The 26,534-nt window shown below is 40.1% G+C and carries 27 protein-coding genes, 2 tRNA genes and 2 rRNA genes; 8 read left to right on the top strand and 23 right to left on the bottom strand.

The features are described 5' to 3' along the window. Nucleotides 1–15 precede the first annotated feature (15 nt). Nucleotides 16–798, bottom strand: coding sequence for a ribonuclease HI (locus C3V42_RS04835; protein ID WP_106013857.1), 783 nt, complete (start codon nucleotides 796–798; stop codon nucleotides 16–18). A gap of 77 nt (nucleotides 799–875) precedes the next feature. On the opposite strand from C3V42_RS04835, the gene C3V42_RS04830 reads away from it, so the two are divergent. After that, nucleotides 876–1,136: a YfhL family 4Fe-4S dicluster ferredoxin gene (locus C3V42_RS04830; RefSeq protein WP_005627640.1), complete on the top strand. Its 261-nt coding sequence runs from the start codon at nucleotides 876–878 to the stop codon at nucleotides 1,134–1,136. 129 nt (nucleotides 1,137–1,265) lie between these two features. On the opposite strand, the gene C3V42_RS04825 is transcribed toward C3V42_RS04830, so the two are convergent. Genes C3V42_RS04825 through tsaD form a run of 3 tightly spaced genes read right to left on the bottom strand, consistent with a single transcriptional unit; the run spans nucleotide 1,266 to nucleotide 4,141 of the window. Beyond that, nucleotides 1,266–2,486 (bottom strand): aromatic amino acid transport family protein, encoded by a 1,221-nt coding sequence (locus C3V42_RS04825; RefSeq protein ID WP_106013856.1) that lies wholly within the window; start codon nucleotides 2,484–2,486, stop codon nucleotides 1,266–1,268. 36 nt (nucleotides 2,487–2,522) lie between these two features. Next, nucleotides 2,523–3,104: a thymidine kinase gene (locus C3V42_RS04820; protein ID WP_106013855.1), complete on the bottom strand. Its 582-nt coding sequence runs from the start codon at nucleotides 3,102–3,104 to the stop codon at nucleotides 2,523–2,525. Nucleotides 3,105–3,112: 8 nt separating this feature from the next. Beyond that, on the bottom strand, nucleotides 3,113–4,141 hold the full coding sequence (tsaD, locus tag C3V42_RS04815; protein ID WP_106013854.1) for a tRNA (adenosine(37)-N6)-threonylcarbamoyltransferase complex transferase subunit TsaD: 1,029 nt from the start codon (nucleotides 4,139–4,141) through the stop codon (nucleotides 3,113–3,115). A gap of 231 nt (nucleotides 4,142–4,372) precedes the next feature. Here tsaD and rpsU point away from each other — a divergent pair, with 231 nt between their 5' ends. The 3 genes from rpsU (at nucleotide 4,373) to rpoD (ending at nucleotide 8,458) form a co-directional block, all read left to right on the top strand. Next, on the top strand, nucleotides 4,373–4,588 hold the full coding sequence (rpsU, locus tag C3V42_RS04810; protein ID WP_005627632.1) for a 30S ribosomal protein S21: 216 nt from the start codon (nucleotides 4,373–4,375) through the stop codon (nucleotides 4,586–4,588). A gap of 133 nt (nucleotides 4,589–4,721) precedes the next feature. Next, nucleotides 4,722–6,503: a DNA primase gene (gene dnaG, locus C3V42_RS04805; RefSeq protein ID WP_106013853.1), complete on the top strand. Its 1,782-nt coding sequence runs from the start codon at nucleotides 4,722–4,724 to the stop codon at nucleotides 6,501–6,503. A gap of 71 nt (nucleotides 6,504–6,574) precedes the next feature. Next, nucleotides 6,575–8,458 carry an RNA polymerase sigma factor RpoD gene (gene rpoD / locus C3V42_RS04800; protein ID WP_106013852.1) on the top strand — a complete coding sequence of 628 codons (1,884 nt, stop codon included), beginning with the start codon at nucleotides 6,575–6,577 and terminating at the stop codon, nucleotides 8,456–8,458. A gap of 101 nt (nucleotides 8,459–8,559) precedes the next feature. Here rpoD and rplI read toward each other — a convergent pair whose 3' ends face one another. The 5 genes from rplI to infA form a co-directional block, all read right to left on the bottom strand. Further along, a complete protein-coding gene (gene rplI / locus C3V42_RS04795) occupies nucleotides 8,560–9,009 on the bottom strand; it encodes a 50S ribosomal protein L9 (protein ID WP_005627626.1) in 450 nt (149 codons plus the stop codon). Between the two features lie 16 nt (nucleotides 9,010–9,025). Further along, entirely contained in the window at nucleotides 9,026–9,253 is a 228-nt protein-coding gene (rpsR, locus tag C3V42_RS04790) for a 30S ribosomal protein S18 (protein WP_005598105.1), read from the bottom strand. A 12-nt stretch (nucleotides 9,254–9,265) separates the two neighbouring features. Next, the gene (gene priB / locus C3V42_RS04785; RefSeq protein WP_005630861.1) at nucleotides 9,266–9,592 is read right to left on the bottom strand and encodes a primosomal replication protein N; all 327 of its coding nucleotides are present in this window, start codon (nucleotides 9,590–9,592) and stop codon (nucleotides 9,266–9,268) included. After that, on the bottom strand, nucleotides 9,579–9,956 hold the full coding sequence (rpsF, locus tag C3V42_RS04780; RefSeq protein ID WP_005627620.1) for a 30S ribosomal protein S6: 378 nt from the start codon (nucleotides 9,954–9,956) through the stop codon (nucleotides 9,579–9,581). The genes priB and rpsF overlap by 14 nt, the downstream gene beginning before the upstream one ends. Nucleotides 9,957–10,154: 198 nt before the next feature. Further along, complete coding sequence (gene infA, locus C3V42_RS04775; protein ID WP_005627617.1) at nucleotides 10,155–10,373, bottom strand: translation initiation factor IF-1; 219 nt, start codon at nucleotides 10,371–10,373, stop codon at nucleotides 10,155–10,157. Between the two features lie 205 nt (nucleotides 10,374–10,578). On the opposite strand from infA, the gene rsmA reads away from it, so the two are divergent. The 4 genes from rsmA to C3V42_RS04750 all read left to right on the top strand — a co-directional run bounded on the left by rsmA (nucleotide 10,579) and on the right by C3V42_RS04750 (nucleotide 14,352). After that, nucleotides 10,579–11,442: a 16S rRNA (adenine(1518)-N(6)/adenine(1519)-N(6))-dimethyltransferase RsmA gene (gene rsmA / locus C3V42_RS04765; RefSeq protein WP_106013851.1), complete on the top strand. Its 864-nt coding sequence runs from the start codon at nucleotides 10,579–10,581 to the stop codon at nucleotides 11,440–11,442. 14 nt (nucleotides 11,443–11,456) lie between these two features. Continuing rightward, nucleotides 11,457–12,284, top strand: a complete 828-nt coding sequence (gene apaH, locus C3V42_RS04760; protein ID WP_106013850.1) for a bis(5'-nucleosyl)-tetraphosphatase (symmetrical) ApaH — start codon at nucleotides 11,457–11,459, stop codon at nucleotides 12,282–12,284. 9 nt (nucleotides 12,285–12,293) lie between these two features. After that, entirely contained in the window at nucleotides 12,294–12,917 is a 624-nt protein-coding gene (locus C3V42_RS04755) for a glucose-6-phosphate 1-dehydrogenase family protein (protein ID WP_106013849.1), read from the top strand. A gap of 100 nt (nucleotides 12,918–13,017) precedes the next feature. Next, on the top strand, nucleotides 13,018–14,352 hold the full coding sequence (locus tag C3V42_RS04750; protein ID WP_106013848.1) for an NAD(P)/FAD-dependent oxidoreductase: 1,335 nt from the start codon (nucleotides 13,018–13,020) through the stop codon (nucleotides 14,350–14,352). Nucleotides 14,353–14,392: 40 nt separating this feature from the next. Here the strand turns inward: C3V42_RS04750 and rseB are convergent, their stop codons facing one another. From rseB to C3V42_RS04680, 14 genes are all read right to left on the bottom strand, one after another. Next, complete coding sequence (gene rseB, locus C3V42_RS04745) at nucleotides 14,393–15,340, bottom strand: sigma-E factor regulatory protein RseB (RefSeq protein ID WP_106013847.1); 948 nt, start codon at nucleotides 15,338–15,340, stop codon at nucleotides 14,393–14,395. A gap of 87 nt (nucleotides 15,341–15,427) precedes the next feature. Next, the gene (locus C3V42_RS04740; RefSeq protein WP_106013846.1) at nucleotides 15,428–16,015 is read right to left on the bottom strand and encodes a sigma-E factor negative regulatory protein; all 588 of its coding nucleotides are present in this window, start codon (nucleotides 16,013–16,015) and stop codon (nucleotides 15,428–15,430) included. Nucleotides 16,016–16,032: 17 nt separating this feature from the next. Further along, nucleotides 16,033–16,611 carry an RNA polymerase sigma factor RpoE gene (gene rpoE, locus C3V42_RS04735; protein WP_005627595.1) on the bottom strand — a complete coding sequence of 193 codons (579 nt, stop codon included), beginning with the start codon at nucleotides 16,609–16,611 and terminating at the stop codon, nucleotides 16,033–16,035. A gap of 108 nt (nucleotides 16,612–16,719) precedes the next feature. Continuing rightward, nucleotides 16,720–16,977, bottom strand: coding sequence for a succinate dehydrogenase assembly factor 2 (locus tag C3V42_RS04730; protein ID WP_005643996.1), 258 nt, complete (start codon nucleotides 16,975–16,977; stop codon nucleotides 16,720–16,722). Nucleotides 16,978–17,071: 94 nt separating this feature from the next. Continuing rightward, a complete protein-coding gene (gene mscL, locus C3V42_RS04725) occupies nucleotides 17,072–17,458 on the bottom strand; it encodes a large-conductance mechanosensitive channel protein MscL (RefSeq protein WP_005630888.1) in 387 nt (128 codons plus the stop codon). Nucleotides 17,459–17,531: 73 nt separating this feature from the next. Continuing rightward, complete coding sequence (gene trkA / locus C3V42_RS04720) at nucleotides 17,532–18,908, bottom strand: Trk system potassium transporter TrkA (RefSeq protein ID WP_106013845.1); 1,377 nt, start codon at nucleotides 18,906–18,908, stop codon at nucleotides 17,532–17,534. Nucleotides 18,909–18,911: 3 nt separating this feature from the next. After that, nucleotides 18,912–19,715, bottom strand: coding sequence for a glycosyltransferase family A protein (locus C3V42_RS04715; RefSeq protein ID WP_032803406.1), 804 nt, complete (start codon nucleotides 19,713–19,715; stop codon nucleotides 18,912–18,914). Nucleotides 19,716–19,723: 8 nt separating this feature from the next. Further along, on the bottom strand, nucleotides 19,724–21,076 hold the full coding sequence (gene rsmB / locus C3V42_RS04710) for a 16S rRNA (cytosine(967)-C(5))-methyltransferase RsmB (RefSeq protein WP_009500397.1): 1,353 nt from the start codon (nucleotides 21,074–21,076) through the stop codon (nucleotides 19,724–19,726). Beyond that, nucleotides 21,076–22,032: a methionyl-tRNA formyltransferase gene (fmt, locus tag C3V42_RS04705; RefSeq protein WP_009500396.1), complete on the bottom strand. Its 957-nt coding sequence runs from the start codon at nucleotides 22,030–22,032 to the stop codon at nucleotides 21,076–21,078. Before fmt ends, rsmB begins: the two co-directional genes overlap by 1 nt. 75 nt (nucleotides 22,033–22,107) lie before the next feature. Continuing rightward, nucleotides 22,108–22,617, bottom strand: coding sequence for a peptide deformylase (gene def, locus C3V42_RS04700; protein ID WP_005633001.1), 510 nt, complete (start codon nucleotides 22,615–22,617; stop codon nucleotides 22,108–22,110). A 228-nt stretch (nucleotides 22,618–22,845) separates the two neighbouring features. Then, nucleotides 22,846–22,961: ribosomal RNA gene (rrf, locus tag C3V42_RS04695) — 5S ribosomal RNA — on the bottom strand. Between the two features lie 118 nt (nucleotides 22,962–23,079). Continuing rightward, nucleotides 23,080–25,976 (bottom strand): 23S ribosomal RNA (locus C3V42_RS04690). A 307-nt stretch (nucleotides 25,977–26,283) separates the two neighbouring features. After that, nucleotides 26,284–26,359 (bottom strand) — tRNA-Ala (locus C3V42_RS04685). 45 nt (nucleotides 26,360–26,404) lie between these two features. Beyond that, nucleotides 26,405–26,481, bottom strand: a tRNA-Ile gene (locus C3V42_RS04680). Nucleotides 26,482–26,534 lie beyond the last annotated feature (53 nt).

Here is a 26,534-nt window from a genome sequence, read left to right as displayed (position 1 = left end):
AGATCAAAGAAATTCTTATTTGCTTTGGCAATTCATCACCTGCCATTTTTTATCATAACAAATGAATAATTCGTTTCGGCTTGCACCTAAATAAGCATTTTTTAATTGTGGATTATGTTGTTTCATCCAACGAAAAAGTTCATTACGGCTTAAATTTTGATTCGGTAATTTTAATGAGCTAAATAATTCCTGCTCCTTAGCAAAATATTGCTGGGCAGAATCAAACGCGCAGCTGCCGTGTTTTTCCCATTCTCCTTGTAATAATTGTTCACCGGGTGAAATAGCCAAATATTGTGCTAATAAATCTTTTGGCAATGCGGGTAAATCGCCCTTGCAAAAACGTGGATGATCCGTCACTGAAAGTGCATTCGCATTTTGAGGCCACAGCCCATGAACGACCCAACCTAAAGCGCGGTTATTTCCGCATTGATATTGAGAAGAGGAAGGCAGCTGATTACCATATTTTTCACGCTGAATATCACAAAATCCAGGCGACCAAGATAATGCCAACATATAATAATCTACAGGCGCCTTTGCATTTTGCCCGATAGGGTCATCGCGCATAATTACATCATAATTAGCAAATACATTCGGATTTTTCACCGCACTTTTTTCAATATCCGTCCGCTTTGTCTCAAATTGAGGCTCAAATTTAGGCTCAGATGATTTTGTTTGCTTAGTCTGTTCGATTGTAGGAGAAGGTGATTGATTTTTAGTTTTGGTTGAATCGGTAAAATATTGCCAAATTGCTAATACAACGAGGACAATAAGAGAAAGGGAGGAAGTGAGTTTTTTCATAAATTTTGTTTAGTTTTTGTCAATCAAGTTTTTGTCGGCTATAATTCGCCGCTTTCAACTTTCTATTAAGGATCACAATGGCATTACTCATCACTAGCAAATGTACTAACTGCGATATGTGCTTACCAGAATGCCCGAACGAAGCCATTTCCATTGGCGATGAGATTTATGTGATCGATCCTGTACTTTGCACGGAATGTGTCGGCCATTACGACACCCCAACCTGCCAAAAAGTTTGCCCAATCACTAACTGTATTAAGCCCGATCCTGAACATCAAGAAACCGAAGAACAGCTTTGGGAACGCTTTGTGATGATTCATCATTCAGATAAGTTGTAATTAAACTGTTATATCTTTTAAGCTAAATAGTGCGGTTAATTTTGAGCTTATTTTTATTATCAAAAAACTGAAATTTTTCACCGCACTTTTATCTATAAAAAGAACTATATTGAGTGACTTTTCTTCACATTATCCTGCTACGGCCGGTAAATATCCCCATTGAATTAAAAATGGAATGACCATAATCACCACGCCAATTAATAACGCAAACACCAAAGCAAAATTACCGCCAGCAACACGATATGGCAATGTTGGATTTTCAATACGTGTACGCCATGCCAAGCCAATTGGTAAAATTAAGCAATAGAACGCACACAACAAACCAGCGTAACTTAATGCAGTAATAAATCCTTCAGGATAAAACAATGCAAATACAAGTGGCGGTAAAAATGCGGCAATGGTTAATACAAAGCGATTATTTGGCAAGTGATAGCGTTTGAATAAATCACCTAATCCTTCAAACACACCAAGCATTACACCCAAGAATGAAGTAATTAAAGCGAGTGATGAGAACACGCGCACCACTTCCCCCATAAAATGAGAACCTGTGATTTCACGTGTTGCATTCACTAAGCCATTTAGCGTTGGGTCAGCTTGTAAAATACGCACAAATTCACTTTGACTTAATACACCATGAGTTGCTAACTGCCATACAAGATAAGCAGCTAATGGAATCGCGGTACCAATCAAAATAGCACGACGGAATTTTTCTACACTTCCACCTAAGTAGCTATTTACACTCGCCATAATGACGTGGAAACCGAAAGAGGTAAAAAATATCGGTGCAGCAGAAACTACAAAAGCATAATCCAAAGGCAATGCCATTAAATTATCTGTTGCCACTTTGGGAAGCATCATAAACAGCACAAAAGCAAAGGCGACTAACTTACCAATAAATAACACGCGAGTTAAACCATCCACGCCTTTCGTTCCTATAACGACAAAAGAACCTAATACCACAGTAAAGATAATAATCGCGGTTTTAAGCGACATCGCTTCCATTCCAAAAGCAGTTGGCAAACCTGAAAGTAAAGATCCACCACCCGTAATATAAGCGGCTGAAAGTGCATAAAGTAAAATTAACAAACTCAACGTTGCTAAAATACGTCCAGGAACGCCAAAATATTTTTCAGCTAGCGTGGCCACACCGTCATCTAACTGATCCGCTGTTTGATACACTTCTACAAACAACAATCCACTGTAAACCAACAAAACCCACAAGCCCACGAGCAATAACACGGTGTAACCAAAGCCCATGCCCGCTGATGTAAGCGGCATAGCAAGCATACCTGCACCAATGGTTGTGCCTGCAATAATCAGCGCACTCCCAAATGTTTTATTCTGTAACATAAAATTATCCTTATAGTGTTGTGTTTGAAAACTAATTTAAAGTTGACCGCACTTTTCTTTATAATGTAAACGGCAAACAGAAAGGTAAGAGTCATTGCCGCCAATTTGAATTTGCGCGCCTTCTTTAATAACCTCGCCTTGATCATTTAAGCGCAAAACAAAATTAGCCTTACGGCCACAATAACAAATTGTTTTTAATTCTTCGAGTTGATCTGCCCAAGCCAATAAATATTTACTTCCTTCAAAAAGTTCCGCTTGGAAATCTGTACGCAAGCCATAACAAAGCACAGGGATTTTGAGTTTATCAACGACATTACTCAACTGGTAAACTTGTTGTTTGCTAAGAAATTGAGCTTCATCCACCAACACGCAATGCACTTTTTCTTCTTTTAAGTGCTCATTGATTTCATCAAACAAATTGGTTTCCGAGCGGAATAAAAAGGCGTCTTGCGAAATACCAATACGCGATGTGACTTTCCCTACACCAAAACGATCATCAATCGCAGCCGTATAAACTAATGTGTTCATATCGCGCTCACGATAGTTATAGGAAGATTGTAGCAACGTCGTTGATTTTCCAGCGTTCATTGTGGAGTAATAGAAGTAGAGTTTCGCCATTTTTTCTCCTAAATTGCTGGTAATTCCGTCATTGCCCAACGAGGCTTAACATCAATAGCCAGATCGCTATACTGACCTTGTTTTAAACGTAAAAAACCTGTGTAAGCAATCATTGCACCATTATCTGTACAAAATTGAGGTTGAGGATAAAACACTTCACCACCTAAATTTTGCATTAAGTGCGCAAGCGTTTCTCGGAGTTTTTTATTTGCGCTCACCCCTCCGGCAATCACTAAACGTTTATAACCTGTTTCTTTCAATGCACGCTTACATTTAATAGCAAGTGTATCTACCACCGCATCTTGGAAAGCATAAGCAATATCCGATTTAGTTTGTTCTGTTAGTTCACCCTCGTTTTTAATCGCTTGATTAATCGTATTCGCAGCAAACGTTTTTAAACCTGAAAAGCTAAAATCAAGGCCTGCACGATCTGTCATTGGGCGTGGAAATGTGAAACGATTTGGCGAGCCTTTTTCTGCTAAACGAGAAAGTGCTGCACCGCCCGGATAATCTAATCCAAGTAATTTTGCTGTTTTATCAAAGGCTTCGCCGGCAGCATCATCAATGGATTCGCCAATCACTTCATATTTTCCTACACCATCGACACGCACTAATTGAGTGTGACCACCCGATACCAACAAAGCAACAAAAGGAAAGTGCGGTGAATTTTCATCAAGCATTGGCGCAAGTAAATGCCCTTCCATATGATGAACACCAATCGCAGGAATATTCCACGCATAAGCTAAAGAACGCGCAATCGTAGCGCCGACGAGCAATGCACCGACAAGCCCTGGGCCACTCGTATAAGCAATACCATCAATATCGCTCGCCGTTAAGTTAGCTTCTTCTAACGCAGCTTTAATGAGAGGAGCAGTTTTACGAATATGATCGCGTGATGCTAATTCAGGAACCACACCACCATAATCTGCATGCAGGGCAATTTGAGTATAAAGTTGATTAGCAATTAACCCTTTTTCTTCATCATAAATCGCCACGCCCGTTTCATCACACGAGGTTTCAATGCCTAAGATTTTCATTGATTTTCTTAATTTATTACCTAAAATGTTGCGCGATTTTACCCTGTTTAAGAGGTTTTAACCAGTTGAAACCACAAATATTAAGGTGAATTGGCATTCTTTCCTTTACTTTTTCCCTAAAAGTAGATTAGAATTGCGTCCTTTATTAAATTTACCATTTGCACAGTGGTGCTTTGGTGAAAATAAAATTTTAAATTGCAATTAAATTAAACTCATTGAGGTGATTGGCTTATGCCTGTAATTAAAGTACGTGAAAACGAATCATTTGACGTAGCTTTACGTCGTTTCAAACGCTCTTGCGAAAAAGCGGGAATCTTAGCTGAAGTACGCGCTCGCGAATTTTACGAAAAACCAACTACAATTCGTAAACGTGAAAATGCAACACTTGCAAAACGTCACGCAAAACGCAACGCTCGCGAAAACGCGCGCAATACCCGTTTATACTAATTTATAGTATTTTCTGACTCGAGTTAAGACAAACCGTGAATCCTTTGGACTCACGGTTTTGTTACTTTAAGCAAAACAAAAATCTACGCCAAAAACGACCGCACTTTCACACCACGATCACGGAGGCTCGACAATGAAAGGTTCTATTCCACGCCCCTTTATTGATGATTTGCTGACAAAGTCCGATATTGTCGATGTGATTAACACGCGCGTAAAACTAAAAAAAGCTGGCCGCGATTATCAAGCCTGCTGCCCTTTCCATCACGAAAAAACACCATCCTTCACGGTTAGTCAAAAGAAACAGTTTTATCATTGCTTCGGCTGTGGCGCACACGGTAATGCCATTTCCTTTTTAATGGATTATGACAAACTTGAATTTGTAGAGGCTATTGAAGAACTTGCAGCGATGGCAGGGCTTGAAGTTCCTTACGAAAAACGCGCTAATAACAGCGGGAAACCTCAAGCTAATTATCAAACCAAACGAAATCTCTATGAATTAATGCAAGAGATTGCCAAGTTTTATCAAAGCCAATTGCCATTAAATACGCAAGCGCAAGAATATTTACAACAACGTGGGCTTTCGGCTGAAATTATTGAGCGTTTCCAAATTGGGTTTGTACCGAATGCAATGGATACGGTATTGCGTAAATTTGGTGTCAATCGCGAAGAACAACAAAAACTCATTGAGTTAGGCATGCTTTCTCGAAATGATCGTGGCAATATTTACGATAAATTCCGAAATCGCATTATGTTTCCAATTCGCGATAAACGTGGGCGCACAGTGGCTTTTGGAGGGCGGGTATTAACGGATGAAAAACCGAAATATCTGAATTCGCCAGAAACCATTACTTATCATAAAGGTAACGAGCTTTATGGTTTGTATGAAGCCTTACAAGCCAACGATGAACCAAAACAATTACTTGTTGTTGAAGGTTATATGGATGTGGTGGCATTAGCACAATTTGGCGTGGATTATGCGGTAGCTTCTTTAGGGACATCCACGACATCAGAACAAATTCAACTTATTTTTCGTTCGACTGAGCAAGTTGTTTGTTGTTACGATGGTGACAGAGCAGGGCGTGATGCGGCTTGGCGCGCACTAGAAAATGCGTTACCTTATTTAGAAGATGGTAGACAACTCAAATTTATTTTCTTGCCTGATGGAGAAGATCCTGATACTTACATTCGCGAATATGGCAAAGAAAAATTTGAAGAATATATCGAAAGTGCACAATCTTTAAGCGAGTTTATGTTTGCTCACTTAAGTCCACAAGTTGATTTTTCTAGCAAAGAAGGGCGCGGAAAATTAGTTGCTCTGGCTGCACCGTTAATTCGTCAAATTCCAGGAGAAATGCTGCGCTTGTCGCTACGCAATATGCTTGCTCAGAAACTTGGGATTTTTGATCAAACACAGCTAGAAAACCTTATCCCAAAACAATTAGAACAAGCCAATACACAACAAAAAGTCGCTAATAATAAGATCAAGAAGACACCAATGCGAATGGTCATTTCATTGCTTCTGCAAAATCCTGAATTAGTAAAACGTATGTCTGAAAGCGGCGTGCAAGCATTACGTGCAGAAGCTGGTTTTGAAATTCTGGAAAAATTGACCACACTTTGTCGCCAACGAGAAGGGATTACGACTGGGCAGATTTTAGAGCACTTCCGTGATACTCCTTACTGCAATCCCCTTGAAATACTGGCGACTTGGGATCATTTATTAGACGAAGCAGAGATGATCAATGCATTTTCACAAAACTATCGTCGCTTAAATATTCAAGCCATTGAGCGAGACATTGAAATGCTTATTGCTAAAGAACGATCTGAAGGACTTACTAACGAGGAAAAAACAGTGCTCGTTCACCTTTTAGCGGGTAAAGAACTACAGAAAAAACAGTTAGTTAATCCGCAATAACAATGATAAAATCGTAAGTTCGTAACAAGAATTATATTGCTACTATCACATCAAGCAAAACGGATATAAAAATGGAAAAAAATCAACAATCTACGGCTGAACAATATTCAGAACAAATTGAACAACTGATGGAATTAGGTCGCACTCAAGGTTATTTAACCTATGCAGAAATTAATGATTTATTACCAGAAGATGTCATCGACCCTGAATATTACGATAAGTTGCTACAAACGCTGCAAAATGATGCAGGGATTCCTGTCTTGGACGAAGCCCCAGAAAGCGATGAGATGATGTTGAATGACACCATTCCGGATGAAGATGCGGTAGAAGAGGCAACCCAAATTCTTTCAAATGTAGAATCTGAAATCGGTCGAACAACCGATCCTGTCCGTATGTATATGCGTGAAATGGGAACGGTTGATCTTCTTACTCGCGAAGATGAAATCAGCATTGCAAAACGTATTGAAGAAGGAATTGATGAAGTTCAAACATCCATTGCAGCCTATCCTGAAGCTTTAAATGGGTTGCTAAAAAATTATGATGATGTGGAAAAAGGAAACTTCCGTTTAGCTGACTTAATTACAGGTTTTGTCGATCCAAATGCCGAAATAGAAGAACATAATGTCATTGACGAAAACTTTTCTGAAAACGGAGAAGAATTAGAAAGTGCGGATGTTGAAGACAATGAAGATGAAGACGAAAGCGAAGCAGAATCTACATCAGATTCCAGCGAATCTGATAATAGCATCGATCCAGAAGTCGCGAGAGAAAAATTCCAACAATTAAAAGACCAGCACACCAAAACACTTGCTGTTATTGAAAAACATGGTCGCTCAGGAAAACGTGCCCAGGATCAAATTGCACTACTTGGTGAAATTTTTAAACAATTCCGCTTAGTACCAAAACAATTCGATTTACTCGTTTTATCAATGAAAGAAATGATGAAACGCGTACGCTACGAAGAACGTCAATTACAAAAAATATTAGTTGATATTGCAGGAATGCCAAAAGATGATTTTGAAAAACTCATTACGACTAATGGCAGCAATACTGAATGGGTACAAAAAGCCTTAAAATCAAGCAAACCATGGGCAAAACGCTTGCCAAAATATGAAGAACGTATTCTTGAGGCATTAAACAACTTAGCTAACATTGAAGAAAATACGAAACTTACCATTACTCAAATGCGTGATATTTGTGATGCAGTCGCCCGAGGTGAACAAAAAGCTCGTCGTGCCAAAAAAGAAATGGTAGAAGCTAACTTGCGTTTAGTAATTTCCATCGCAAAAAAATACACGAATCGCGGTTTACAATTCCTAGACTTAATTCAAGAAGGGAATATTGGTTTAATGAAAGCGGTAGATAAATTTGAATATCGCCGTGGTTATAAATTCTCTACATATGCGACCTGGTGGATTCGCCAAGCCATTACACGCTCTATTGCGGATCAAGCGCGAACAATCCGTATTCCGGTACATATGATTGAAACGATCAATAAACTTAACCGCATTTCTCGCCAGTTATTACAAGAAATGGGACGTGAAGCAACGCCGGAAGAATTAGCTGAACGCATGGGTATGCCGGAAGATAAAATCCGTAAAGTATTGAAAATTGCAAAAGAGCCAATTTCTATGGAAACGCCTATCGGTGATGACGATGACTCACATTTAGGTGATTTTATTGAAGATTCAACCTTAGAACTTCCTTTAGATTCTGCAACAGCACAAAGCTTAAGAGTTGCGACTCACGAAGTTCTTGAAGGCCTAACACCACGAGAAGCAAAAGTATTACGTATGCGTTTTGGTATCGATATGAATACCGACCATACGCTTGAGGAAGTGGGTAAACAATTCGATGTTACACGCGAACGTATTCGTCAAATTGAAGCAAAAGCTTTACGTAAATTACGTCATCCTAGCCGCTCAGAAACATTAAGAAGTTTCCTTGACGACTAAAAGTTACAAATAAAAAGGAGCTATTGCTCCTTTTTTATTACGTTAAACTAATAATAAAAAACCCGATCTAAGACCAGGTTTTATTTTGCCTATCTGACAAATTATTCTGCAACAACGATTACATCTAATGTTGCAAATACTTCACCGTGAAGTTGGAAACGAACATCGTGGTCACCAAGAGTACGGATTGGACCGTTTGGTAAACGAACTTCACTTTTCGCAATTTTAACGCCTGCTGCAGTTACTGCTTCCGCCACATCACGAGTAGTGATTGCGCCGAATAAACGACCTTCATCACCTGCTTTAGATGCGATAGTCACAGAACCTAATGCAGTAACTTCTGCTGCACGAGCTTGAGCTGCTGCAAGATTTGCTGCCGCTGCGGCTTCTAATTCTGCACGACGTGCTTCAAAGTGTTCAATGTTAGCTTTAGTTGCCATAACTGCTTTACCTTGTGGGATTAAGAAGTTACGTGCGAAACCTGATTTAACATTTACTTGATCGCCCACTTGACCTAAGTGAACAATTTTATCTAAAAGAATTACTTGCATTACCGTATCTCCTTAATTACTGATGATTGTCAGTGTATGGAAGTAACGCTAAATAGCGAGCGCGTTTGATTGCACGAGCTAATTGACGTTGGTACTTCGCACGAGTACCGGTAATACGGCTAGGTACAATTTTGCCGCTTTCTGAGATATAGTTCTTTAATGTAGCGATATCTTTGTAATCGATTTCAACAACATTTTCCGCTGTGAAACGGCAGAACTTACGACGACGGAAATAACGTGCCATTTGGCTAGTCTCCTAATCTATAAATTCGATTTGCTCGGCATGTAAAACTAATTGGCATAACCCACTTTGGGTTTTATGTGATGTAATAAATCCCACCACCAAAATCTTACTACCGACCGTAATGCTTTGAGTTTTTTCTATCAATTGATTACCACTAATTTGAACTGGCATCTTTAACCAAGCTTGACGTGTGAAACCACCTTCAATCTGATCAGAACGATGTTCTAACAAAAACTTGCAATGCTCAATTCCACTAGGGCTCTTTAATCGCTTTGGTAACTGAGAAACGACTCCCATAACCGAAAAACGATTATCAATTTTCAAATTACTCTTCAGCATCCTCAAAATCGTTGTTTTCAACTTCAGCTAAAGGTTTACGTTCTTCTTTAGCCGCTTTCATTGGGGACGCTTCTGTTACGGCGTGCTTAGTATGGATAACAAGACTGCGTAATACAGCATCGTTATAACGGAAAGTCGTTTCTAGCTCGTCGATGACTTGTTGAGGCGCTTCTACATTCATAAGCACATAGTGTGCTTTGTGTAATTTATTAATTGGGTACGCTAATTGGCGACGACCCCAATCTTCTAGGCGATGAACTTGACCACCAGCTTCTTTTACAGAACCGGTGTAACGTTCGATCATACCTGGTACTTGCTCGCTTTGGTCCGGATGAACCATAAACACGATTTCGTAGTGACGCATTACTGCTCCTTACGGGTTAATCAGCCTTTGACGTAGATCAGCCACCAATCTGCAAAGGCAAGGAACGAAAAATTCAATGTGGCTAAGGGTCGCTGATTATACCGATTTTTTTACGCTCCGCAACCAGTTTGAGTTCTTTTTGAGCAAAAAAAGAAGGCCGATATATAACAATATCGGCCTATCTAAAGTCTTCTGCGATTAACGACTGCGGAAAATAATTCGACCTTTACTTAAATCATAAGGAGTCATTTCTACAGTTACTTTATCCCCAGTCAAAATACGGATATAGTTTTTACGCATTTTTCCAGAAATATGCGCAGTAACCACGTGACCGTTTTCCAACTCCACGCGGAACATAGTATTCGGTAAAGTCTCTAAAATTGTGCCTTGCATTTCAATGCAATCTTCTTTCGCCATTGTATCCTCTAAAAATAATCGATTTTTTATCCGCACTTTAGGCGGAAAAGTTAAGAAAAACGGGCGGATTATAGCCGTTTTTAGCTTTCTACGAAAGAAAAAATAATATTGTTCATAAAAAACTCAATTTAGCATAAGTTAACAATGATTTACAAAGCCAAAACAAGCCCTATAATAACCGCACTCTTATAAAAGAAGATAATATATGAATTCAAAAAAACACTTAGGTCATACAGCGCGTAAACGCTTTGGTCAAAACTTTTTACATGATACCTCTGTAATTCAAGGTATCGTGGCGGCGATTTACCCACACCCCAATCAATTCTTAGTGGAAATTGGTCCGGGACTTGGTGCATTAACAGAGCCAGTTGGTGAACTTGTCGATCATCTGACTGTGGTAGAGCTTGACCGAGACTTAGCAGAACGTTTACGTCATCATCCATTTTTACATCAAAAGCTAACCGTTATTGAAACGGATGCGATGCAATTTGATTTTGGTGAGCTTTATGCAAAAGCAAATTTGGCAGAAAAAGATCAGAAATTACGTGTGTTTGGTAACTTGCCATACAACATTTCTACGCCATTGATGTTCCACTTGTTTAAGTATCATGATGTGATTCAAGATATGCACTTCATGCTGCAAAAAGAAGTGGTGAAACGCTTATGTGCAGGACCAAATAGTAAAGCCTACGGCCGTTTAACCATTATGGCGCAATACTTCTGCCAAGTGATGCCTGTACTTGAAGTGCCACCTTCTGCCTTCAAACCTGCACCGAAAGTGGATTCAGCTGTTGTGCGTTTAATTCCTCATAAAGAATTACCACATCCTGTAAAAGATTTATATTGGTTGAACCGCGTGTGCTCCCAAGCGTTTAATCAACGCCGTAAAACACTGCGCAATGCGCTCTCAACGTTATTTTCACCTGAAAATCTGACCGCACTTGGTATTGATTTAAATGCACGCGCAGAAAATTTGGCTATCGCAGATTATGCACGCTTAGCGGACTGGTTGGCGGATAATCCTCCAGCCGATATCAATAAAGATGAAATCTTAGATTCAAAAGAGTAAAAGAGCGGTCAAAAATGGCAACCTATTTCGTCGGTGACTTGCAAGGCTGTTATGATGAATTACAGCTTTTATTAGAGCGTGTAGATTTCAATCCTACGCAAGATAAACTTTATCTTGTGGGGGATCTTGTTGCGCGCGGAGATAAATCACTTGAATGTCTTCGTTTCGTAAAATCACTTGGTAATGCGGCGCAAACCGTACTAGGGAATCACGATTTACATTTAATCGCGACCGCACTGGGTATTAAAAAAATAAAACCTCGTGATCGTGTTGATTCCATTTTTAATGCACCAGATTTTGATGAGCTGATTCATTGGTTACGCCATCAGCCATTACTTGTACATAATGAAGAATTAAACTTCCTGATGGCACACGCAGGTATTTCGCCTGATTGGGATTTGGAAACTGTGAAATCTTGTGCGACCGAAGTTGAACAGATTTTACAGCACGGCGATTTTCATTATCTCATTGAAAATATGTATTCTGAACAGCCTGATCGCTGGTCGCCAGATTTACAGGGCTTAGCGCGCCATCGTTACATTATTAATGCTTTCACTCGTATGCGTTTTTGCTATTTGGATCATCGCTTTGATTTTGCCTGTAAATCTCCTTTAAAAGATGCTCCAGCAGAGCTCACGCCTTGGTTTAATTTAGATAACCCACTTTATAAACAAATTCCCATTGTCTTTGGGCATTGGGCAAGTTTAGTCGATGAGCCAACTCCAAAAGGTATTTATGCCTTGGATACAGGATGTGTGTGGAATAATCGAATGACCCTGTTGCGTTGGGAAGATAAACAGCTCTTCACGCAAAGCGCGGTCAAAAATTACGGTGATTTTTAAGGAAACACGATGCTCTCACTTAATACTGAATCTTGCGAACTGTTCAATATTCCTTTCTATCAATTCGCCCAAATGAAAAAATTCTGTCCGGAAGAGATTCCGGCAATTAAAGCTGATTACAAATTGCATTGGGATAATTGGAAAGCGATAATTCAATCTGTTTCAGCACAACTCGGTACGCCTTTTGCGAAACCGCATATTGAAAGCTGGACCAATGGCTGGCAAGTCCGCGCACATTTCTTCGCTTATTTTAAATACGAGTTTAACCAAAATTCTGCAGCCATTTTTTCCGTGCTCTTAAATCGCCGTCGATTAAGAGTGTGCTTGGATTGGCATTGCTATCGTGCCGATCGCTCACAAATTAATGTGCAACAATATAATCATTGGCTTGATCAATTTGATTTCAAACAATTTGCGGATTTTGATATTTGGCGAGAAGATGAAAGCGAATATGATGATTTCCGCCAAGTGAAGGGCATTTCTGAAAAAGATCTTCTCTTGCGCTCAGATGAAGATTTTTGGTGTATTGGGAAAAGTATTGAAAAAGATCAACTAAGCCAAATCGATCCCGTTTTATTTATCACTCAAACCATCCAACAATTACAACCGCTTTACGATCGCTGCCATCAATGAAGCGCGGTCATTTCCATTAAATTTTTTCTTCTTGTTTATTTGTTATGCTATCATTACAGTAGTTTAACATTTTTAACAATTTTGCTTTTAGGAGTACATTATGAAAAACGTCGTGATCGTTGGCGGAGGGGCTGGCGGCATTGAATTAGCGACATTTTTAGGAGACAAATTAGGTCGAAAAGAACAGGCTAAAGTGACGCTTGTCGATCGTAATACGACCCATTTGTGGAAACCATTATTACATGAAATAGCTACAGGTGTGATGGATGATGGCATGGATTCTCTTAGCTATCGCGCACATGGTAAAAATCACCATTTCAGTTTTGAACAGGGTTCAATCACTCGTATTAATCGTGAACAAAAATATGTTGAACTCGCCCCTGTTTATGGGCAAGAAGGCGATATGCTCGTCATTGCTCGCCGAATTCCTTATGATTATTTAGTGGTTGCGATCGGTAGCAAATCAAATGATTTCAACACAAAAGGTGTAGCAGATAACTGTATTTTCCTAGACAGCTCAGATCAAGCGTTGCGCTTTCAGCAAAAGATGTTGGAATTATTCCTTAAATTCTCTGAAAACCGTGCTTTAGATGATATTGGTGAAGAAGAATTTAAACAAAAATTAGTGTATGAAAATAAAGTGAACATCGCCATTGTCGGTGGTGGAGCAACTGGTGTGGAATTAACAGCTGAGCTTTATCATGCCACGGAAGATTTATCTTCTTACGGCTATGGCAAAATTGATAACTCTTGTTTACAAGTCACACTCGTTGAAGCAGGGCCTCGTTTACTGCCGGCGCTACCAGAAGATTTATCTGCTGCGGTATTAGACGAATTGCAAGAAATGGGCGCGAACGTGAAATTAAACACGATGATCACGGAAGCTCAACCAAATACCCTTATCACCAAAGATGGAGAAGAAATTAAAGCAGATCTGATTGTTTGGGCCGCAGGCGTTCGCACTTCAACAGTGACACAACAATTTGATGGATTAGAGCTTAACCGTATCAATCAATTAGTGGTAAAAGATACTCTCCAAACCACTGTGGATGACAGCATTTTCGCCATTGGCGACTGTGCAACATTAATGCAACCAAACGGTAAATTAGTCCCGCCAAGGGCTCAAGCCGCACATCAAATGGCAAAAGCTTGTGCAAAAAATATCTTTGCACTTTTTGAGCAAAAACCATTAAAAGCATTTAAATATAACGATAAAGGCACCTTGGTTTCTCTTTCGAGCTTTACTGCATTAGGCAGTATTTCGAATAAATTTGGAAAAAATCCACTTACCGTTCAAGGTAAATTTGCACAATTTGCCTATGTATCCTTATATAGAATGCATCAACATGCTTTACATGGTTGCATTAAAATTGGATTGATTATTCTGGTTGATAAACTTAATCGTTATTTAAAACCAAGATTAAAATTACACTAATCTTTAAAAATAAAAGTGCGGTGAAAAATCACCGCACTTGTTATCGAAATTTAACTTCTTGTACAATTCGCTTAGCTGCAGCTATAGGCAATTGCCCGATAAAAGTAATTTCTTTTCCGCCATTCACTTCACTATAAATCGTATATGCCCCTTGTTTCCAAGTATTTTCTGGCAAAACATTAGAGCCAGCGTTAGAAACAAACAGAGTAAAAGTAAACAAACCGTCGCTATATAGCGTACTATCTATCACTTCATTTTCTAATGTTTCTTGGGTATATCGAATTAAAGAAAAACCTTGTGGCAACCAACCTGCAGACCAAGTTATATCTGAACTTTGTTCATTTTTACTTTCTTTCAACAAAGGGGGCATTGAGACTTTATTAATATACTCCGTCAACCCTCTTAGTCTATCATCGATATAAAGCGTTACAACTCTAAACTGATCAAGTAATTTACCCTCACTATCAAGCATATCGCCGCGTAACAATAAACCATTTTCTTCATCTACAAACACTAAATACTGATATCGGAAATCATCTTTAGGGACAATACGGATCGTATCAGCAAAACGCCCAGCCACTCGATCTTTACCTATTTTTATAAAATCATAAACTGAAGAAAGTTTATCAAAATCAGCGCGAACAACAGCAGGCATTGCATCGACTATATTACCACTATTAAGCGTAAAGGCTTGAGTATTTGGCTGAAAATAACTGACTAAATTATCACGCTGAATAATTTCTTGTTGACGACCATCAAGCGTCACTAATTGCGCATAAGTTTTATTATCTTTCTTAATATGACGATAGCGAAAGGAATCCATATTTGATGGAGTTGTTTGAACAAAGGCAAGCTCATAATTGAGATTATCCAATGCTTGTGTCATTTTATCTAAAGACTGCTTCGCAGAAAGCTCTTCAGCTGAAGTAATGTTACTAAATAGAAAAGAAAGAGAAAGTGCGGTGAGTTTTAACGCTATTTTTTTCATAAACATTAAATTTAAAGGATAAAAATTCACCACACTAAATAGTATATTAGGTGGTGAATTAACATAAATGCACAGGGCTAATCCATATTATTTTTGACTATTACTACTTACATTTAATGCATCTGCATTCATACGACGTTGTAATTCATAGTTCTGTAACATCGCACCAATACGGCGACTTTTTTGTTCAAGCTGCTCTGATGTCAATGTATCTTTACTCGGCGCATTATAGCTAACCTCTTGAACCGCATTATTAAATGGCAAGGTTTGCAATACTGGAGTCTCAGGTAAATTAGACGCTTCGTTTTTATTATTGAAAGATTGAACACCAAGTACCGCCACTAAACATACACCAGCAGCAACTGCAACTTGTGTCATTGGCGCAAAGAACGCTTTTAATTTTTGCATAAATGCAGAATTATGTGAATCTTCTGGTTCAGGTTGAGACACCGCAATGGCATCGACTTTCTTCACGTCTTCAGATTCAATTAAACCTGCCATTTTAGCGGTAAAATCAGCCCCTAGAAACAAAGCGCTTTCTTTACGCATCACTGCTCGTATAGCATGGAATGCCTGCCAAGATTCTTGTAATTCTTCGTCTTTCAATAAAGCATCTGTCAAGCCAGCCTCGACTTGTTCGCCATCCATATAGGCTGAAAGTTGCTCTTTTTGCATAGTAAACTCCGACTTTTTTATTCGCGTTGCATCAGTGGCTGAATTTTATTCTCAATAATTTCCCTTGCGCGGAAAATACGAGAACGAACAGTACCAACAGGGCAATCCATAATTTCTGCAATCTCTTCATAGCTTAAGCCTTCTAGCTCTCGCAAGGTGATTGCTGTTTTTAAATCTTCTGGCAAACTGTGAATCGTACTAAACACGATTCGTTCAAGTTCACTAGATAACATTTCATTTTCAGGGGTATCTACATCCCGCAAGTGCGTACCCACATCATAATTTTCAGCATCCTCAGCTAAAATATCTTCATTAGGTGGACGACGCCCTTGAGCCGTTAAATAATTTTTTGCCGTATTGACGGCAATTCGATAAAGCCATGTATAGAAAGCACTTTCGCCACGAAAAGATTCAATTGAGCGATAAGCCTTTATAAAGGATTCTTGCACCACATCAGGAATATCGTTACGTGATACATAGCGAGTCAAAAGCCCCGCCACTTTATTCTGATAACGAGAAACCAACAAATTGAAGGCTTTCTTATCCCCTTGCTGCACTCTTTCTACCAAAGCCTGATCTGTTAGCTGTTCAGCCATATTTCTCCTATGCCAATATCTAACACGCCTTAATATTCAAGACAGCAAGCTCTTGTTGCAATCTCAGACACAAGTGTGTGAAAAAAGTTCATACGTATCTTAATAATTTTAATTAGTTGTGATTTTTTGTACGTTTTGGATATATTCCACCATAGATTGAATTTCTGAATCTGATGATTGACCACGATTAAAAAACCAAGAAAACAGCTGCAGATCTGTACTTGCTAATAAACGAATAAATATATCTTTTTTGTCATCTGTTAATTCATCAAAATGCTTCAAATAAAAAGGCATAATGATTTTATCCAACTCCAACATTCCTCGGCGGCAATCCCATTCAATACGGAGTTTATTATATTTTTCCATTTTTAATTCCTTAAATTTTAGGGGGCGATTATAGCCTAAAAAATAACAATAAAAAAAGGTTGGCATATTTACCAACCTTTATTTTTCAATTTCATTATTTATTTTTTAATAAATCGCGAATTTCTGTGAGCAAATCTTCTGATGTAGGACCTGCTTTTTTCTCTTCAGGTTTTCTCACTTTATTAAGTGCCTTAATCATCATAAAGATTGCAAAAGCAATAATAATAAAATCAATCACATTCTGAATAAACACACCGTAGTTTAAAGTAACAGCCGGAACATCACCTTGTGCTTGAGCTAATACAAATTTCATATCTTTGAAATCAATGCCACCCGTTAAAATACCAAGCACAGGCATAAAAATATCACTAACAAGTGAACTTACGATCTTACCAAACGCACCGCCGATAATCACACCGACAGCCATATCTACAACATTACCGCGCATTGCAAATTCGCGAAATTCTTTAATAAAACTCATAATAATTTTTCCTTTAGAGATTGAATAAAAGAGCGCCTATTATAATGAGTCGCTCTTAAAAGTAAATAAATCGTTAAATGAAGAATGCACTTGGCTGGAACAATTTTTCAATTTCAGGCACATTCTTCTTATCACTCAAATAAATCACCACATGATCGCCTTCTTCAATCACAACTTGGCGTCGTGCAACAATTACATCATTACCACGCAATAAAGCACCAATAATGGTCCCCATAGGCAAACGCAACTCACCAATTTTGCGCCCGACCACATTGGAGGTGCTTTCATCACCATGCGCGACAATTTCAATAGCCTCAGCAATACCATGTCGTAATGTAGCCACATTTTTTACATCCCCTTTACGAACATGTCCAAGCAGAGCAGAAATTGTCGCTTGCTGTGGTGAAACTACAATATCAATACTTCCACCTTGAATCAGGTTTATATAAGCAATTCGTTGAATCAGTACCATTGCCTTCTTGGCACCCAAACGTTTTGCCAATAAAGCGGACATAATATTCGCTTCATCATCACTACTCAATGAAAGGAACACATCGACATTTTCAATATGCTCTTCAAACAATAAATTTTGATCAGACGCGTCGCCATAAAAAACCAAGGTTTTTGAAAGTTTTTCAGCTAACAAATTAGCCCTTTCTTCATCACGCTCAATTAATTTTACGGTACAAATATTTTCCAAACATTTCGCTACGCCAGCAGCAACATTTCCGCCCCCAACAATCATTACGCGTTTATAAGGTTTTTCTAAGCGTTGAAGTTCACTCATTACCGCTTTTATATGCTCAGTTGAACAAATAAAAGTAATTTCATCACCTGCTTCAACAATAGTAGAACCCTGCGGACGAATCGGTTTGCCGTTACGCAAAATAGACATAATACGACAATCAATATGTGGCATATGTTCACGAAATGCGGAAAGCGCATATCCAACCAAAGGACCACCATAATAAGCTCTTACCACAACCATGCTAATACGATTATTCGCAAAATGGGCGACTTGCAATGCCCCTGGATAAGCAATTAAGCGTGTAATTTCATCTGTCACAAGATTTTCAGGCGAAATCAAATGATCAATAGGTACATTTTCATCATTGAATAACTTATCTTTTTCACGTAAATATTCTGAATTACGAATACGGGCAATACGCGTTGGTGTATTAAATAATGTATAGCCCATTTGGCAGGCTACCATATTGATTTCATCAGAAGCTGTTACGGCAACCATTAAATCTGCATCGGCTGCACCTGCATCACGAAGCACTTTTGGTGATGATGGCGAGCCTTGCACCACACGCAAATCATGCTTTTCTTGTAAGGCTTGTAACTGTGGGGACTCGTTATCAACGAGTGTGATATCGTTATCTTCACTAACCAAATTTTCGGCAAGCGTTGTTCCTACCTGACCTGCGCCCAAAATAATAATTTTCATCGCTTACTCCGTTCGTTCTAATACAAGAGGACGAATGCCTATTTCTGATGAATTTAGACCGCACTTTAATGTGTTAATTTGGCGACAAATTTCATCTGTCACGTCATTAGCCCGAGCCATTTGTTCTTCAGTAATCTCCTCTGGCGCTTTTTGGAATAAAATCGCATCCAATAGCCGTTCTGCATGCATTCCATCTCTGCAGTAATGAAGTACACCAACATCATTAAATAGCGTTGCAACTTTAGCTATCTTAGTTGTCGCAATACCAAGTGCACCATCTTCACCACCTAATTGACGAAATAATTCATCTTGTGGAAAACCGCCACACGCCAAGAAAAAAGCTCGACGAAAAACCACGCTCCCACCACAGGTCATTCGCATATGTTGCCATGCAAACTCAAAATTAGGATGTTCAGCGTAACGCGCGGGCAAATCAATCGGTTTTAATGCTAAACGTACCACTGAGATATCGGGTTGAAAATGAAAAGTCGCTGCTGCAACTTCTAATGCGCCCTGTTCATAAGCATCATCAGCGTCTAAAAAAGCAATAAATTCATTACTTGATTGCAAAGCGCCCCAATTGCGCGCTTTAGCCACGCCACTATTTTTCGGCATAGACTCAACAACTATCTTTTCCGGATATTGTGTTGCCCATTCTTGCGCTAAAGCTAACGTGTTATCTTTAGAGCCATCATCAATCAACCAAATTTTTCCCAAATAAGTTTGAGACAATACGGACTGCACTGCGCGAGATAGCGTTTGTTCTGCATTATAGCAAGGAATAATGATATCAATATTGGCAAACATTTTAGCCTCTAAGCGCATTTATGTAACTTCGCATAATAGAACCCATCACCACTATTTGGTTGCGGAATGAATTGAAAACCCACCGCACTTTTATCATCACTAAAGGGTAATGGCAATAACTCAGCATCTGTGTGAGCATTTAAAAATGCTTGGATTTGTTCGCAATTTTCTTCTGGCAATACAGAACAAGTCGCATAAAGCAAAACACCGTTTGGCTTCAGTTTTTCCCAAAGCGCACTCAAAATTTTCTTCTGTAATTCAACAAGCTGAGCGATATCGGTTTCTTTGCGTAACCATTTTATATCGGGATGGCGTCGAATCACCCCTGTAGCAGAACAAGGTGCATCAAGTAAAATTCGATCAAATTTCACCGCACTTTTACCGATTTCAGCTAACCATTCGTCAGGTTGACTCGCATCACCACACACCACTATCGCTTGCTGATTTAAACGTGCAAGATTTTCTTCTACTCGTTTTAAGCGATGAGATTCTATATCTAATGCAATCACATTAGCCTGAGGTGCCAGTTCCAAAATATGAGTTGTCTTACCGCCTGGTGCCGCGCAAGCATCGAGGATCCATTCCTCATTTTTTGGCTCAAGCAAAGTTGCTGCCCATTGAGCACTAAAATCTTGCACCGTTACAGCACCATCTTCAAAGTGCGGTAATTTTTGCACAGCAATCGGTATATCTAAACATAGAGCATTAGGATGATGGCTTGTTTTCGAAGAAACACCTTGTTCTTCAAGTAAAGTGCGGTAAGTTTTGAGGGCATTTTTTTGTGAATTCACACGTAGCCACATTGGTGGTTTCTGATTGTTCGCCTCAATGATCTCACGCCAATTAGGATAGGCTTTTTTTAACTTATTCACGAACCATTCAGGATGAAGCGTTTGCCAATTTTTATCGATAATTGCCAAAATTTCATCTTGCTCACGTAAAAATCTACGCAAAACCGCATTCACTAATCCTCTAAAACTATCAGATTTTAATGATTTTGTTGCGTTCACAACTTCATCAACTGCCGCATGAGCAGGCACTCGCATATAAAGCAATTGGTATAATCCCACAAGTAACAGGCAATGAACAATGCGAGTTTTACCTTTAAGCGGCTTATCCACAAGACGTTTGATAATTTGCTCTAAGCGAGGCAATACGCGACACACGCCAAAACAAATTTCTTGTAACAAGGGCAAATCTTGGGCTTTTACAGAAGGTTGCACTTCAGGGATTAACGCCGACAAGGATTTGCCCTCATCCAATACTTGCAAAATTAAGTTTGCTGCAATAGCCCTGGTCGAAAGTGCGGTCATTTTTACTGAATTTTTTACTTTGATAGTTTTAGAAGAAAATTTTTTCATTATCCAAGCACCTTACCAATAGTAAACCATTCTGCACGGCCATTTAATAAATCTTGTGCAGACATAGGCTTTTTACCTGCAGGTTGCAATTGCAATAAGTTTAATACACCATCGACAGTCGCAATTTGAATGCCATTTTTATCCGCTCTTAAAATAGTTCCCGCTGGTTTATCTTGATGAGGCAACACTTCCGCTTGATATACTTTCAAAGTTTGTGCATTGCCATCCTTATCTTCTGTTGAAAAATAAGCAATCGGCCAAGGATTAAAGGCACGGATATTACGCTCAAGTTGCATTGCCGGAAGCGACCAATCCAATTGAGCCTCTTCTTTAGAAAGTTTTTCTGCATAATTGCTTTGGCTGTCATCTTGTTTTTCCGCTATAAATTTACCGTTTTCAAGATTGTCTAAAACATCAATTAATGCTGATGGAGCAAGCTCCGCCAGTTTGTTATAAAGACTTGTTGAAGTTTCAGTCGGTAAAATATCACAATAGACTTTATGTAACATATCACCTGTATCTAAACCTTCATCCATTTGCATAATGGTTACACCCGTTTGTGCATCACCAGCCCAAATTGAGCGCTGAATGGGTGCAGCGCCTCGCCAACGAGGAAGAATAGAACCATGCACATTCAAACAACCTAAACGAGGAGCATCTAATACAGCTTTAGGTAAAATTAATCCATAAGCCACAACAACCATTACATCTGCATTTAACGCTTTTAATTCAGACTGCGCCTCTTCTTTGCGTAAGGATTTAGGTTGATAAACGGAAATGTTATTTTGCTCAGCAAGTTGCTTTACTAGGCTTGCTTGCAGTTTTTTACCGCGACCAGCTGGTTTATCAGGTTGAGTATAAACAGCGATCACGTTATGTTGAGAATTTAGAATGGCTTGTAAATGCTGTGCAGCAAAATCTGGCGTACCAGCAAAAATAATATTAAGTGATTTCATAATGTTCTACGTTATGGTAATTGATAGGAAAAAGTGCGGTTAAAATCAACCGCACTTTAATTAAGAATCAGAAGCTTATTGTTTCGCAATTTGTTTTTTATATTTCACCAATTTTTCTTTAATACGTTGGCGTTTAAGTGGAGAAAGATAATCAACAAATAAAATTCCGTTAAGGTGATCGATCTCGTGTTGAATACAGATCGCAAGCAAACCATCCGCATCTAAAGTAAATTCTTTACCGTCACGATCTAACGCTCTCACTTTCACTTTTTCTTTACGAGGAACCAACGCACGGAACCCTGGAATCGATAAGCACCCCTCTTCAATTCCTGTTTCGCCTTCAGAAGCCAAAATTTCAGGATTAATCAAGACAAGCTGATTTTGTTTATCACCTTCAACATCAATAGTAATAATACGTTGCAAAATATCTACTTGAGGTGCAGCTAAACCAATACCTTCCTCTTGATACATCGTATCAAACATATCATCAACAATTTTACGAATTGCATCATTAACTTCAGTAACAGGCTCACAGACAACCTTCAAATGATCATCAGGATAAATTAAAACATTAAGCGCGGTCATAATTTCTCTTGTTTTTAAGGGTAGAATTTTAGCGGGATTGTAGCACAGCTAATAAAACATTTATAGGAATGTGACTTCATATGAGTTGAAAAATCACTTATTTATTAAAAATTAAAATCAGACTCTTATTTGATTAAATAATGAATAAATTGTAAAAAACAAAAACCCCAGTCCTTAAACTGGGGTTCTTATCTTTTATTCTACTCTGCTTTATTTATGTATTTGGTAACCTGGCGGTGCCCTACTCTCACATGGGGATGCCCCACACTACCATCGGCATTACAGCGTTTCACTTCTGAGTTCGGTATGGTGTCAGGTGGTTCCACCGCACTATCGCCGCCAGGATAATTCTTTGATAACTTTTATTCTAATTTCTATCTATGTTCTTCATTGGCTACAAGCTGAACATTTAGTTAATTTCTTTTTCTTTCACTCTGTTTTCCAAAAACACTTGAGCGTTGTATAGTTAAGCCTCTCGGGCAATTAGTACAGGTTAGCTCAATGACTCACATCACTTACACACCCTGCCTATCTACGTCTTAGTCTTAAACAACCCTTACAGGTTTATAACCTGGGAGAACTCATCTCTTGGCAAGTTTCGTGCTTAGATGCTTTCAGCACTTATCTCTTCCGCACTTAGCTACCTGGCAATGCGTCTGGCGACACAACCGGAACACCAGTGGTGCGTCCACTCCGGTCCTCTCGTACTAGGAGCAGCCCCAACCAATTCTCCAACGCCCACGGCAGATAGGGACCGAACTGTCTCACGACGTTCTAAACCCAGCTCGCGTACCACTTTAAATGGCGAACAGCCATACCCTTGGGACCTACTTCAGCCCCAGGATGTGATGAGCCGACATCGAGGTGCCAAACACCGCCGTCGATATGAACTCTTGGGCGGTATCAGCCTGTTATCCCCGGAGTACCTTTTATCCGTTGAGCGATGGCCCTTCCATTCAGAACCACCGGATCACTATGACCTACTTTCGTACCTGCTCGACTTGTCTGTCTCGCAGTTAAGCTTGCTTATACCATTGCACTAACCTCACGATGTCCGACCGTGATTAGCAAACCTTCGTGCTCCTCCGTTACTCTTTGGGAGGAGACCGCCCCAGTCAAACTACCCACCAGACACTGTCCGAGACCGCGTTCCGCAATCTTCGTTAGAACATCAAACGTTAAAGGGTGGTATTTCAAGGTCGACTCCAACAATACTGGCGTATCATCTTCATAGTCTCCCACCTATCCTACACATCAAAATTCAATGTTCAGTGTCAAGCTATAGTAAAGGTTCACGGGGTCTTTCCGTCTAGCCGCGGGTACACCGCATCTTCACGGCGATTTCAATTTCACTGAGTCTCGGGTGGAGACAGCCTGGCCATCATTATGCCATTCGTGCAGGTCGGAACTTACCCGACAAGGAATTTCGCTACCTTAGGACCGTTATAGTTACGGCCGCCGTTTACTGGGGCTTCGATCAGGAGCTTCTCTTTCGATTACACCATCAATTAACCTTCCAGCACCGGGCAGGCATCACACCCTATACGTCCACTTTCGTGTTTGCAGAGTGCTGTGTTTTTAATAAACAGTTGCAGCCAGCTGGTATCTTCGACCGGTTCAACCTTCAGGGGCTAGCCCTTACAATCTACGCCGGCGCACCTTCTCCCGAAGTTACGGTGCTATTTTGCCTAGTTCCTTCACCCGAGTTCTCTCAAGCGCCTGAGTATTCTCTACCTGACCACCTGTGTCGGTTTTCAGTACGGTTTAGTAAAGCCTTTCGCTTAGTGGCTTTTCCTGGAAGTGTGGTATCAGTTACTTCAGCTCCTTAGAGCCTCGTCATCATCTCTCAGTGTTAAGGAAGTCCGGATTTGCCTAAACTTCCCACCTACCAACTTAAACGCACATATCCAACAGTGCGATAACCTAACCTACTCCGTCCCCACATCGCAGCTTTACCAAGTACAGGAATATTAACCTGTTTCCCATCGACTACGCTCTTCAGCCTCGCCTTAGGGGCCGACTCACCCTGCCCCGATTAACGTTGGACAGGAACCCTTGGTCTTCCGGCGAACGGGTTTTTCACCCGTTTTATCGTTACTTATGTCAGCATTCGCACTTGTGATACGTCCAGCATGCTTCTCAACACACCTTCTTCCGCTTACACAACGCTCCCCTACCCAACAGACTTACGTCTGATGCCGCAGCTTCGGTGCTATATTTCAGCCCCGTTACATCTTCCGCGCAGGCCGACTCGACTAGTGAGCTATTACGCTTTCTTTAAATGATGGCTGCTTCTAAGCCAACATCCTAGCTGTCTAAGCCTTCCCACTTCGTTTCCCACTTAATATAGACTTTGGGACCTTAGCTGGCGGTCTGGGTTGTTTCCCTCTCCACGACGGACGTTAGCACCCGCCGTGTGTCTCCTGAGTATCACTCTTTGGTATTCGTAGTTTGCATCGGGTTGGTAATCCGGGATGGACCCCTAGCCGAAACAGTGCTCTACCCCCAAAGGTGTCCGCTCAAGGCTCTACCTAAATAGATTTCGGGGAGAACCAGCTATCTCCCGGTTTGATTGGCCTTTCACCCCCAGCCACAAGTCATCCGCTAATTTTTCAACATTAGTCGGTTCGGTCCTCCAGTTAGTGTTACCCAACCTTCAACCTGCCCATGGCTAGATCACCGGGTTTCGGGTCTATACCTTGCAACTAGTCGCCCAGTTAAGACTCGGTTTCCCTTCGGCTCCCCTATTCGGTTAACCTCGCTACAAAATATAAGTCGCTGACCCATTATACAAAAGGTACGCAGTCACCCTTGCGGGCTCCCACTGCTTGTACGTACAAGGTTTCAGGTTCTATTTCACTCCCCTCACCGGGGTTCTTTTCGCCTTTCCTTCACAGTACTGGTTCACTATCGGTCAATCAGGAGTATTTAGCCTTGGAGGATGGTCCCCCCATCTTCAAACAGGATATCACGTGTCCCGCCCTACTTCTCGTTAACTTAGTACCACAGCCTGGATGTCGAGTACGGGGCTATCACCCTGTGTCGCTAAGCTTCCCAGCTTATTCCTCTATCTCTGCTGTTATCATTAACAGGCTCTTTCGCTTTCGCTCGCCGCTACTGACGAAATCTCGGTTGATTTCTTTTCCTCGGGGTACTTAGATGTTTCAGTTCTCCCGGTTTGCCTCACTCACCTATGGATTCAGTAAGTGATAGTAGATTCTTCATCTACTGGGTTTCCCCATTCGGATATCTTGGATTAAACGCCTCTTATCGACTCATCCAAGCTTTTCGCAGATTAGCACGTCCTTCTTCGCCTCTGATTGCCAAGGCATCCACCTTGTACGCTTAGTCACTTAACTATACAACCTCAAATGTTTTCAATCACTTTAAGTTTTTACTTCAAAGTGCGGTCAATTTGATGCGTATTTTCATTCAACTAAACACTTGATTGCTTTTGTTCAATCAAGATTTATCACAAAACAGGTTTGCTTTCAGAGTTTCCTTCTCAGTCCCCTCCTTTTACTTCCCTGCCTTGTCTACTCAGACTTTCTCTCGAAAATCTCTTGTTTTCAGCTTGTTTCCAATTTTTTAAAGAACAGTTGATAAAACTTTTCAGTTATCATCGTTAAATAAACTAAATGAATAAATTTACTTAACGATGATAAGTGGTGGAGATAAGCGGGATCGAACCGCTGACCTCCTGCGTGCAAGGCAGGCGCTCTCCCAGCTGAGCTATATCCCCATTTCATCATAAATCATTACGCCTTTACATCACTCACTCTCAGAGTGGTGGGTCTGAGTGGACTTGAACCACCGACCTCACCCTTATCAGGGGTGCGCTCTAACCACCTGAGCTACAGACCCAAGGGTAATGTTTTCTTCTGCTCATTTGTCTACAACTATCAGTCAATCTGTGT

Source organism: Haemophilus sp. oral taxon 036 (genome assembly GCF_002998595.1).
Taxonomy (GTDB): Bacteria; Pseudomonadota; Gammaproteobacteria; order Enterobacterales; family Pasteurellaceae; genus Haemophilus; species Haemophilus haemolyticus_K.
The sequence above is the reverse complement of the archived record's forward strand: the minus strand, read 5'-3'. Positions and strand labels throughout refer to the sequence as shown.

Coding starts and splice junctions, on each gene's coding strand:
- C3V42_RS04835 (WP_106013857.1), bottom strand. CDS start 798: ATGAAAAAACTCACTTCCTCCCTTTCTCTTATTGTCCTCGTTGTATTA.
- C3V42_RS04830 (WP_005627640.1), top strand. CDS start 876: ATGGCATTACTCATCACTAGCAAATGTACTAACTGCGATATGTGCTTA.
- C3V42_RS04825 (WP_106013856.1), bottom strand. CDS start 2,486: ATGTTACAGAATAAAACATTTGGGAGTGCGCTGATTATTGCAGGCACA.
- C3V42_RS04820 (WP_106013855.1), bottom strand. CDS start 3,104: ATGGCGAAACTCTACTTCTATTACTCCACAATGAACGCTGGAAAATCA.
- tsaD (WP_106013854.1), bottom strand. CDS start 4,141: ATGAAAATCTTAGGCATTGAAACCTCGTGTGATGAAACGGGCGTGGCG.
- rpsU (WP_005627632.1), top strand. CDS start 4,373: ATGCCTGTAATTAAAGTACGTGAAAACGAATCATTTGACGTAGCTTTA.
- dnaG (WP_106013853.1), top strand. CDS start 4,722: ATGAAAGGTTCTATTCCACGCCCCTTTATTGATGATTTGCTGACAAAG.
- rpoD (WP_106013852.1), top strand. CDS start 6,575: ATGGAAAAAAATCAACAATCTACGGCTGAACAATATTCAGAACAAATT.
- rplI (WP_005627626.1), bottom strand. CDS start 9,009: ATGCAAGTAATTCTTTTAGATAAAATTGTTCACTTAGGTCAAGTGGGC.
- rpsR (WP_005598105.1), bottom strand. CDS start 9,253: ATGGCACGTTATTTCCGTCGTCGTAAGTTCTGCCGTTTCACAGCGGAA.
- priB (WP_005630861.1), bottom strand. CDS start 9,592: ATGCTGAAGAGTAATTTGAAAATTGATAATCGTTTTTCGGTTATGGGA.
- rpsF (WP_005627620.1), bottom strand. CDS start 9,956: ATGCGTCACTACGAAATCGTGTTTATGGTTCATCCGGACCAAAGCGAG.
- infA (WP_005627617.1), bottom strand. CDS start 10,373: ATGGCGAAAGAAGATTGCATTGAAATGCAAGGCACAATTTTAGAGACT.
- rsmA (WP_106013851.1), top strand. CDS start 10,579: ATGAATTCAAAAAAACACTTAGGTCATACAGCGCGTAAACGCTTTGGT.
- apaH (WP_106013850.1), top strand. CDS start 11,457: ATGGCAACCTATTTCGTCGGTGACTTGCAAGGCTGTTATGATGAATTA.
- C3V42_RS04755 (WP_106013849.1), top strand. CDS start 12,294: ATGCTCTCACTTAATACTGAATCTTGCGAACTGTTCAATATTCCTTTC.
- C3V42_RS04750 (WP_106013848.1), top strand. CDS start 13,018: ATGAAAAACGTCGTGATCGTTGGCGGAGGGGCTGGCGGCATTGAATTA.
- rseB (WP_106013847.1), bottom strand. CDS start 15,340: ATGAAAAAAATAGCGTTAAAACTCACCGCACTTTCTCTTTCTTTTCTA.
- C3V42_RS04740 (WP_106013846.1), bottom strand. CDS start 16,015: ATGCAAAAAGAGCAACTTTCAGCCTATATGGATGGCGAACAAGTCGAG.
- rpoE (WP_005627595.1), bottom strand. CDS start 16,611: ATGGCTGAACAGCTAACAGATCAGGCTTTGGTAGAAAGAGTGCAGCAA.
- C3V42_RS04730 (WP_005643996.1), bottom strand. CDS start 16,977: ATGGAAAAATATAATAAACTCCGTATTGAATGGGATTGCCGCCGAGGA.
- mscL (WP_005630888.1), bottom strand. CDS start 17,458: ATGAGTTTTATTAAAGAATTTCGCGAATTTGCAATGCGCGGTAATGTT.
- trkA (WP_106013845.1), bottom strand. CDS start 18,908: ATGAAAATTATTATTTTGGGCGCAGGTCAGGTAGGAACAACGCTTGCC.
- C3V42_RS04715 (WP_032803406.1), bottom strand. CDS start 19,715: ATGTTTGCCAATATTGATATCATTATTCCTTGCTATAATGCAGAACAA.
- rsmB (WP_009500397.1), bottom strand. CDS start 21,076: ATGAAAAAATTTTCTTCTAAAACTATCAAAGTAAAAAATTCAGTAAAA.
- fmt (WP_009500396.1), bottom strand. CDS start 22,032: ATGAAATCACTTAATATTATTTTTGCTGGTACGCCAGATTTTGCTGCA.
- def (WP_005633001.1), bottom strand. CDS start 22,617: ATGACCGCGCTTAATGTTTTAATTTATCCTGATGATCATTTGAAGGTT.